The 8,057-nt window shown below is 51.3% G+C and carries 7 protein-coding genes and 1 riboswitch; of the genes, 5 read left to right on the plus strand and 2 right to left on the minus strand.

The window, feature by feature from the left end; all coding sequences use genetic code 11:
• Window positions 1–24: 24 nt before the first annotated feature.
• Together A3849_RS04295 and A3849_RS04300 are read right to left on the minus strand one after the other, a co-directional pair.
• Window positions 25–1,911, minus strand: coding sequence for a flagellar assembly protein A (locus A3849_RS04295; RefSeq protein WP_074110319.1), 1,887 nt, complete (start codon window positions 1,909–1,911; stop codon window positions 25–27).
• 103 nt (window positions 1,912–2,014) lie between these two features.
• Window positions 2,015–2,108: riboswitch (cyclic di-GMP riboswitch) on the minus strand.
• Between the two features lie 303 nt (window positions 2,109–2,411).
• On the minus strand, window positions 2,412–3,512 hold the full coding sequence (locus A3849_RS04300) for an FUSC family protein (RefSeq protein WP_074110320.1): 1,101 nt from the start codon (window positions 3,510–3,512) through the stop codon (window positions 2,412–2,414).
• A gap of 302 nt (window positions 3,513–3,814) precedes the next feature.
• Between A3849_RS04300 and A3849_RS04305 the strand changes: the two genes are divergently transcribed.
• The 5 genes from A3849_RS04305 (at window position 3,815) to A3849_RS32280 (ending at window position 8,025) form a co-directional block, all read left to right on the plus strand.
• Complete coding sequence (locus A3849_RS04305; RefSeq protein ID WP_074110321.1) at window positions 3,815–4,939, plus strand: ABC transporter ATP-binding protein; 1,125 nt, start codon at window positions 3,815–3,817, stop codon at window positions 4,937–4,939.
• Window positions 4,929–5,732 (plus strand): ABC transporter permease, encoded by an 804-nt coding sequence (locus tag A3849_RS04310; protein ID WP_074110322.1) that lies wholly within the window; start codon window positions 4,929–4,931, stop codon window positions 5,730–5,732. Before A3849_RS04305 ends, A3849_RS04310 begins: the two co-directional genes overlap by 11 nt.
• Window positions 5,732–6,559, plus strand: coding sequence for an ABC transporter permease (locus tag A3849_RS04315; protein WP_074110323.1), 828 nt, complete (start codon window positions 5,732–5,734; stop codon window positions 6,557–6,559). Before A3849_RS04310 ends, A3849_RS04315 begins: the two co-directional genes overlap by 1 nt.
• Window positions 6,556–7,629 (plus strand): ABC transporter substrate-binding protein, encoded by a 1,074-nt coding sequence (locus A3849_RS04320; RefSeq protein WP_074110324.1) that lies wholly within the window; start codon window positions 6,556–6,558, stop codon window positions 7,627–7,629. The genes A3849_RS04315 and A3849_RS04320 overlap by 4 nt, the downstream gene beginning before the upstream one ends.
• Window positions 7,630–7,806: 177 nt before the next feature.
• On the plus strand, window positions 7,807–8,025 hold the full coding sequence (locus tag A3849_RS32280) for a hypothetical protein (RefSeq protein WP_143191731.1): 219 nt from the start codon (window positions 7,807–7,809) through the stop codon (window positions 8,023–8,025).
• Window positions 8,026–8,057: the final 32 nt, after the last annotated feature.

Consider the following 8,057-nt stretch of genomic DNA (forward strand, 5'->3'; position numbering starts at 1 on the left):
GCTGTATGTAGAGGATTCTGGTGGTTATTCGACGGGGACAGCCCCTGATTCTTTGCATTTCTGTTTCAAGCTCTTGGCTGTAAAGATAACTCCTCCGTCAGGGTTAGCAATCTCCAAGGAATACCCGTCTATGGTTATTGATGCATTATGAATGGTGCTCGCTGTGATTTGTTGACCTGCCACAAGGAGCGATCCGGGAAGGGACTCTCCGCTGACATTCTGAGCTGTGATCGTTCCCTCTGCTTCCATAGCAGAGTCGGAGCACATGGAACCGTCCTTTGCAAAATAAATATCGCCGCAGGAACACAGCGTGCTACGGCCAATCCCTTCCCCATGAATATGAATATCTCCGCCGGATTTAATGATGCTGTTCAGTGCCCCCGAAATATCGATCCGGACTTGCTCCTCCTGCATGAGGGAGATGCCCTCGATAAGGTTTTTAAGCAGGCTCAGAAAAGAGCCTATTCCCGCATCCGTAATGAGGTCGGTAAAATGTCCGGGTTTCAGAAAGATATCCATCATGTGCCTCACAATTTTGGTATCCTGGGGGTAGTCAGCGCTCAAGTCCGACAACAGTTCCCGCATATCGTTAATTAAAAGGGGAAGATGATCATATTTGCTCTCCAGCAGCAGCATAATGACTAAGCCGTACTTAACGGTCTGCATCGTGGACTCGACCGTCTCGGCAAGGTTCTTAGCGGCTTCCCTCAGACTGGAGATCTCTTGGATCAGCAGCTCGGAAAAGCTGCACAGACGGTGGTGTGCGGCGCCGAACGCTCCGGCGTACAATTCACTATCGACTGCTTTGCCGCTGATAAATATACTGCCTGTTGCCGAGATTCTGGAGTGGTGAACGTCACCGTATATGTATACATTACCCAGGGCTTCAATAACCGTGTTCTTGTTCAGAGGATGAGCTGCAATAATATCTCCCGCGAACCTGATGGTGGCAGGTTCCACGGCATCATTCTGCGGAACCCTATAGGTTTGGGGGAAATCAATCGTTTTTACAAAGGTTCCGTATCCGGTAATGCGCGGTCTGCCTTTACAGCGGGCAGCGATCTGTCCCCCTGGAAGCAGTACCGCATAGTGTCCGGTCAATAGAGTAAGGTCCCGCGGTGGGGGCGGGGGAAGGACACCGCCATACACGGTGAATCCGGGAAGGCCCTCTTGGGGTGGGAGCTTCTGTGCAAACACTTCGCCTTCTTCTACAGTAAGGAATTCATAGTGGCTGGATTCATCATCAGAAGGGCAGGTCCCTTTGAAGGCATTGTCTATCTTCTTCTGAAACAGCAGCTCCAGTCTCGCATTGGTCCCGGGTACGGGAGCCTTGCCTTCTGCTATGCAGACAGGAAGATAGGTCGGGTTGTTCAGTTCTTCATAGAGAGCGGGGATGTTGAGCGAGCTGACAATGGATCTTTTCTCAAAGCCAGACATAATCTGCGCTATCGACAGAACGGACAACAAGGAATCACGGTTCATTTCTGCACGGACCGTGACATTGGCTGAAGCCGGACTGTTGACCAGATTCCAGGCATATCTTTCGGCACGGTAAAGCGTAAAGTACACTTTGAGCTTATCATCGGATACAGTAATCTGGTATTGTGGCTTCTCGCAAATCTCCCAGGTGAGATCATCTGCAGACGTGATTGGCGTTGGCTCTGTGAGGGTTTGGCCATTGATCTTAAGGATTACGGGATGGACAGCTGAAATTACAGCGGGCATGCCGCCAGGCAGAGGAGGCGTGATGAAAATTTGGTTGTTCTGGATAATGATAACGCCGTTCTTCGCTCTGTCTGTTCCGCCAAACGTCTGAGCATCCACAGAATAAAGATCCATGAGATTGTGCTTTCCAAGAAGCATGGAAGCAATGAACTCGTACCGTGAACGTTCGATAATATGCTGCGGCATTCTCGTAACCTCACTTTTCGTATAATCAATGGTATCTGTACAGAAAAGAACATCATGGAGCCGTGATGCGATATCTTGGGATATCCGACCAAATGGCGTCTCTATTGGCAACCTGGCGACCATAAAACAGCAATACCTGTACTCTTAGGCCCATGGCTTTGCGTCCTGTCCTTTCAGACAGTTTGCCTTTAGGAATAGATCAATGATATATACTCAGTACAAGGCCCATTAAATCGACTGTAATCGACAAAAAACTGGTCAATACTGGCACTCTGTCCAATAAAAACTTCAGTAAACAACATTAATTCTAGTACTTAAGTAGCGAATTTTCAACTGGAATAATTGATTTAGACTATAAATAATGATAAATGTAGCTAATTGTTGATTTATTGTAAATTAAATGTAATTAAGGATTTTTTCTATTTATTGAATTCTGAATTAAAAGGGGATTTTGCGGGGGAGTATGGCCGATATTCCAGAAAAAAAGGACGCTCCCAAGCCTAAAGCTTGTGGGAGAGTCCTTTTTGTATGAAGTGCATAGCGCGGGTAGCCTCTGTCTTGCTGTTCTGCGGTGCGGCTGATATCACCACGTAGTCGGCCTGTTCGATTTCCTCCAGCACCCGGTTCAGGTGGGAGAAGACCGCGCCGAGATCGCGGATGGAGGTCAGTGAGCATTGTCCCTGCAGCTCCGAGAACCAGGCTAGCTGAAGGTCGCGGGCCCGGCGCAATGACTCGGGAAGCGGATGCTGGCTTTCGGCATCTGAGAGTGTTTTGGTACCATAGAGAGCGATGCAGTCTGCGGTGGCGTTTACGATCTCCGCCATCCAGTCAGACGCGGCATGATGTGTTGGCAGCAACGCAATCTCTGAGCTGATCTCCTTGACATAGCATTGAATTTGCTTGAGATGTGCGGTAGCCTGGGAGAGTCCGCGAAGCTCGCTGCGGCACTGGTAATGCGTTAAGGTATAATGCAGCTCCTTTTGCTGCTGCTCGCTCCTCGCCAGCAGCGAAGCGGAACGTGCCAACGTATCCGAAACCTGAGGCGCTCCCCGTCCGCCACCCGCAAGGCCGCTTAGGGCATCAGCCAGCAGTAGACTGCCTTCGAATGCCAAGCCCTTGACCTTGACGAACCCCTTGGGCGGAACGATAATCATATTGATGATTAGAGCAATAATGACTCCGATAAGCGTTTCGGCGACCCGCCACTCGATATAATGGTCATGATAGAAGGTGAGGGCCAGAACAGAGGTTACACCGACCTGGGAGATGGCTTGGATATTAATCCGGCAGGCAGTCGCGATTCCGATGCCAACCAGCAGCATCAGCAGAATGGAGAGTGCTCCGACATCGAAGAATCGTCCCACGATCAAGCTCACAATTCCGCCCAGCACAACGCCGGTCATCCGGTATACACCTTTTTCAAAGGAAGCCTTGACGCTCCCCTGAGTGATCAGAATCGCCGCCAGTGGAGCGAAATATAAGTAGCTGTCTCCATACAAGGTGTGTACCGTCAGCCAGGAGAGTGAAGCAGCCAGTGTAACGCGTATCATATATAAAGACAGTCCAAATTTCTCCAGGCGGTCCTGTAATCCTTCGTTCATAGGGGTCATCTTCTTTCAGGTTATTAAGAGAAAAAATGAAATAACTTTCAGCCGTTTTCATTATAGCACCGCAAAACGGGCCGGAAGAGCCTTAATTTTTACGAACTTGTTAAGTTTCCGGTACTGATTTTAACCAATGTATGCTATCGCATATATAGGACTTATCCTTTATGCTGTATATTATGGAAGTATGTCGAAGGAAGGGGGGAACTGTCGCTTACTCGCGCTGAGCATGCCACTTCGATTGTCCCCCGCAGGTTGCGGGTAAAATAGGTTGTATTAATTACATAAGGTAAGGGAGGTTGTTAGCTATAGCTACCCCGGAAGGCACTATTATTTCTTTTGACCAGGTGGTTAAACAATACGACGATGAAGAGCCGGTACTAAAAGGCGTCAGCTTCGAGATCGAACGCGGCAAGTTCTATACCCTGCTGGGCCCTTCGGGCTGCGGCAAGACGACTATTCTGCGGTTGATCGCCGGCTTCGCCGAGCCAACGGAAGGCTCAATTGTTCTCAATGGCCAATTAATCAACCACATTCCCGCTAATGAACGGCAGGTCAATACAGTTTTTCAGGATTATGCCCTGTTTCCGCACCTGAACGTATTCGAGAATGTGGCCTTCGGACTGCGCATTAAGAAGCTTAAGAAGGATGTGATCACGCAAAAGGTGCAGGAGGCGCTGCGCTTTGTGAACCTTGTAGGCTACGATCAGCGGGCTATTAATGAAATGTCCGGGGGACAAAGACAGCGTGTAGCGATTGCCCGCGCCATTGTCAACGAGCCGCAGGTGCTGCTGCTGGATGAACCGTTATCAGCACTGGACCTGAAGCTTCGTACAGAGATGCAGTATATTCTGCGGGAAATGCAGCAGCGGCTGGGCATTACCTTCATCTTCGTGACCCATGACCAGGAAGAGGCGCTCGCGATGTCGGACTGGATCTTCGTCATGAACGGCGGACGGATCGAACAGAGCGGCACGCCCAATGATATTTATGATGAGCCGATCAACCGTTTCGTGGCCGATTTCATCGGAGAGTCGAATATTGTGCCCGGTGTGATGATTGATGACTACCTCGTGGAGTGGGGCGGGCACCGGTTTGAATGTGTCGATGCGGGACTCAAACGGAATGAAGCGGTAGAGATTGTCATTCGTCCTGAGGATCTGGAAATCGCCACACTTGAGCAGGGCAAGCTGCGCGTGCGCGTAGATTCCCAGCTGTTCCGGGGCGTACATTATGAGATCAGCTGCTATGATGAATCCGGTCATGAGTGGCTGGTCCATTCCACCCGGAAGGCCGAGGTCGGCAGTGAAATCGGGCTTTATTTTGACCCGGAAGCCATTCATGTTATGCGTTTCGGTGAAACGGAGGAAGAATTCGACAAACGTCTGGAAGCGTACGGCGAGGTGGAAAGCCATGAACAATAAGGGCCGGTCGTATGTTCTCATCCCTTATTACTTGTGGATCGCGCTGTTTGTCATCGCGCCGGTGCTGCTCGTCCTCTATTATTCCCTGTTTGACCTGGACGGACATCTCACTCTGGATAACTATATTAACTTCTTCACACCAGTATATATGCGGATGATGCTTAACTCCTTCTGGTATGCATTCCTGATCACGGTGTTCTCGCTTTTGGTTGCTTATCCGGCAGCCTATCTGCTCACACGGACCAAGCATAAGCAGCTGTGGCTGCTGCTGATTATTCTCCCCACTTGGATTAATCTGCTGCTGAAGACGTATGCATTCATTGGAATTTTTGGCACCTTTGGGCCGATTAATAATTTCTTTGACCTGCTCGGGATCGGGGAACAGCAGATTCTGTTCACGGGTTTCAGCTTTGTATTTGTGTCGGTGTATATCTTTATTCCGTTCATGATCCTGCCGATCTTCAGCGCTCTGGAGGAGCTGAATTTGTCGCTGGTGGATGCCGCGCGTGATTTGGGCGCATCCGGATGGACGACCTTCCGGCGGGTGATTTTTCCGCTGACGATCTCGGGAGTGCGTTCCGGCTGCATGGCGGTGTTCATTCCGGCATTGTCGCTGTTCATGATTACGCGCCTTATCGCCGGCAACCGTGTGATTACCCTGGGTACCGCGATTGAACAGCATTTTCTGGTCACACAGGACTGGGGCATGGGTTCAACGGTTGCCGTCTTCCTGATCGTCATTATGGCGCTGTTCATGGTGCTGACGGGCGGCTCACGGAAAGGGGTGCGCTAGTGAAGAATAAAAACGGATTTGCCAACCTGTATCTGGTCCTGGTCTTCGCCGTGCTCTATGCACCGATTCTGTATCTGATGTATTACTCGTTCAATAGCGGGGGTACGATGCATGAATTCAAGGGCTTCACGCTGGAGTATTACCGCGAGGTCCTTCAGGATACCCGGCTGATGATTATTGTCATTAACACACTGGTCATTGCGCTGCTGTCATCGGCGATCGCTACGCTGATTGCGATTATCGGCGCACTGGCCATTCAACGTACACGCAGCCGCCGGGCTAAAAACACGCTGCTCTCGCTGAACAATGTGCTAATCGTCAGTCCCGACGTCATTATCGGGGCCTCGTTCCTCATCCTGTTCACCATTGTCGGCGTTAAGCTTGGCTTCACGTCAGTCCTGCTCTCGCATGTGGCATTCAGTGTGCCGATTGCTGTGCTGATGATCCTGCCGCATCTGCAGGAGATGAGTCCGACGCTGACCGATGCGGCCCGGGATCTCGGGGCCAGCCGCCGCGATGTGCTGACGAAGGTCGTGCTGCCGATTATCAAGCCAGGGATTTTCAGCGGGTTTTTCATGGCCCTGACCTATTCACTGGATGATTTTGCGGTGACGTTCTTTGTTACCGGGAATGGATACTCTACGCTGTCGGTGGAGATCTACTCCCGCGCGCGGCAAGGTGTATCTCTGTCGATCAATGCGCTATCGACGCTGATCTTCCTGTTCACCATTCTGCTGGTGACCGGGTATTATTTCCTGAACCGACGCAAAAACCGCCCGGCAGCTCCGCTCACCGAGCCTGCGGCCGAAATGGGGGTGCCTAGATGAAGCAACTGGTAAATGCATTTCTGGCGATTCTTATTGTGGCTTTCGGGCTGATGTTTCTCGCGGCCCGGCTGAACTCGGCTGAGGGATATTCCGGTGGGAATACGCTGACTATCTATAACTGGGGCGATTATATTGAGCCTGAGCTGTTGAAGCAGTTCGAGAAAGAGACCGGAATCACGGTTATCTACCAGACGTTTGACTCCAATGAAGCTATGCTGACCAAGGTTGAGCAGGGCGGTACGAACTTCGATGTTGTGGTCCCGTCCGACTACGCCATTGCCAAAATGCGGGAAGAGAACCTGCTGCTGCCGCTGGATAAAAGCAAGATTCCGAATCTGGCCAACATCGATTCGCGGTTTATGAATCTGTCGTTCGATCCGGGCAACGTGTATTCCGTGCCCTATTTCTGGGGGACGGTCGGGATTATCTTCAACCCGGACATGACCAAGGGCATGGATTTCAGCAGCTGGGATTCCCTGTGGGACAGCAGGCTGAAGAATAATATCTTCCTTGTGGATGGTGCCCGTGAGGTCATGGGTATGGCGCTGAACAGTCTGCACTATTCGGTCAATGATAAGAATGAGGAGCATCTTCAGGAGGCGCTGGCCAAGCTTGACAGGCTCTCGCCTAACGTGAAGGCGATTGTCGGCGATGAGATCAAGATGCTGCTGGCGAACGAAGAAGCGGCTGTTGGGATCGTATGGTCCGGCGATGCTTCGGAAATCATGGACCAGAATGACAAGCTGGATTACGTGGTGCCGAAGGAAGGCTCGAACAAATGGTTCGATAACATGGTCATTCCGCGCAAGGCAGCCAACGTGGAAGGGGCGCACAAGTTCATTGACTTCATGCTCCGGCCCGATGTGGCCGCCAAAAACGCAGAGTATGTCGGTTACTCCACTCCCAACATTCCGGCGCTGAAGCTGCTTCCCGAGGATATCTCCGGGGATACCCGCTTCTACCCGCCCGCCGAAATCACCGACAAGCTGGAGGTCTACGACAACCTCGGCAAACGGATGCTCGCTCACTACAACGAGCTGTTCCTGCGCTTCAAGATGAATAAGAAATGAGTCGCGGAAGGGATTGGAATGACCTTGCAATGGGCTGGGCTGAGATTGGCTAGCTGAAATAGAACGGTTGGGATGATGGGAAGGTCGGAAAGGCTGGGAAGGTCGGAAAAGATGGAAGAGATGTGAAATCCCGAAAAGCTGGGAAGATGCAGAAAGTCCGGAAAATCTGGAAGAGATGTGAAGTCCGGAAAAGCTGGAAAGTACTCTATTGTTGCTGCTTTGCGAGGCTCCGGGAACGGGTCTGAACAAGCGCTTGGCAGCACACTCGGCAACACCACTCGGCAAAAAAAGCCTGACGCGGATTACGCGTCAGGCTTTTTCCGTGGAGCCGTGGGTGGTGGAACCACGCCTAATGAGTTATGGAAGGCGGGTTGCGGCAAAAATCGGGTGGTGTAGACTGTGGGGCCCCCGTACCCCGTACCCCGTAC

The sequence above is a fragment of the Paenibacillus sp. P46E genome (genome assembly GCF_001909095.1).
Classification (GTDB): domain Bacteria; phylum Bacillota; class Bacilli; order Paenibacillales; family Paenibacillaceae; genus Paenibacillus_AQ; species Paenibacillus_AQ helianthi.

Bases quoted from the DNA above. Each gene is read 5' to 3' on its own strand.
- A3849_RS04295 (WP_074110319.1), bottom strand. From the start codon at position 1,911: ATGCCGCAGCATATTATCGAACGTTCACGGTACGAGTTCATTGCTTCC.
- A3849_RS04300 (WP_074110320.1), bottom strand. From the start codon at position 3,512: ATGAACGAAGGATTACAGGACCGCCTGGAGAAATTTGGACTGTCTTTA.
- A3849_RS04310 (WP_074110322.1), top strand. From the start codon at position 4,929: ATGAACAATAAGGGCCGGTCGTATGTTCTCATCCCTTATTACTTGTGG.
- A3849_RS04320 (WP_074110324.1), top strand. From the start codon at position 6,556: ATGAAGCAACTGGTAAATGCATTTCTGGCGATTCTTATTGTGGCTTTC.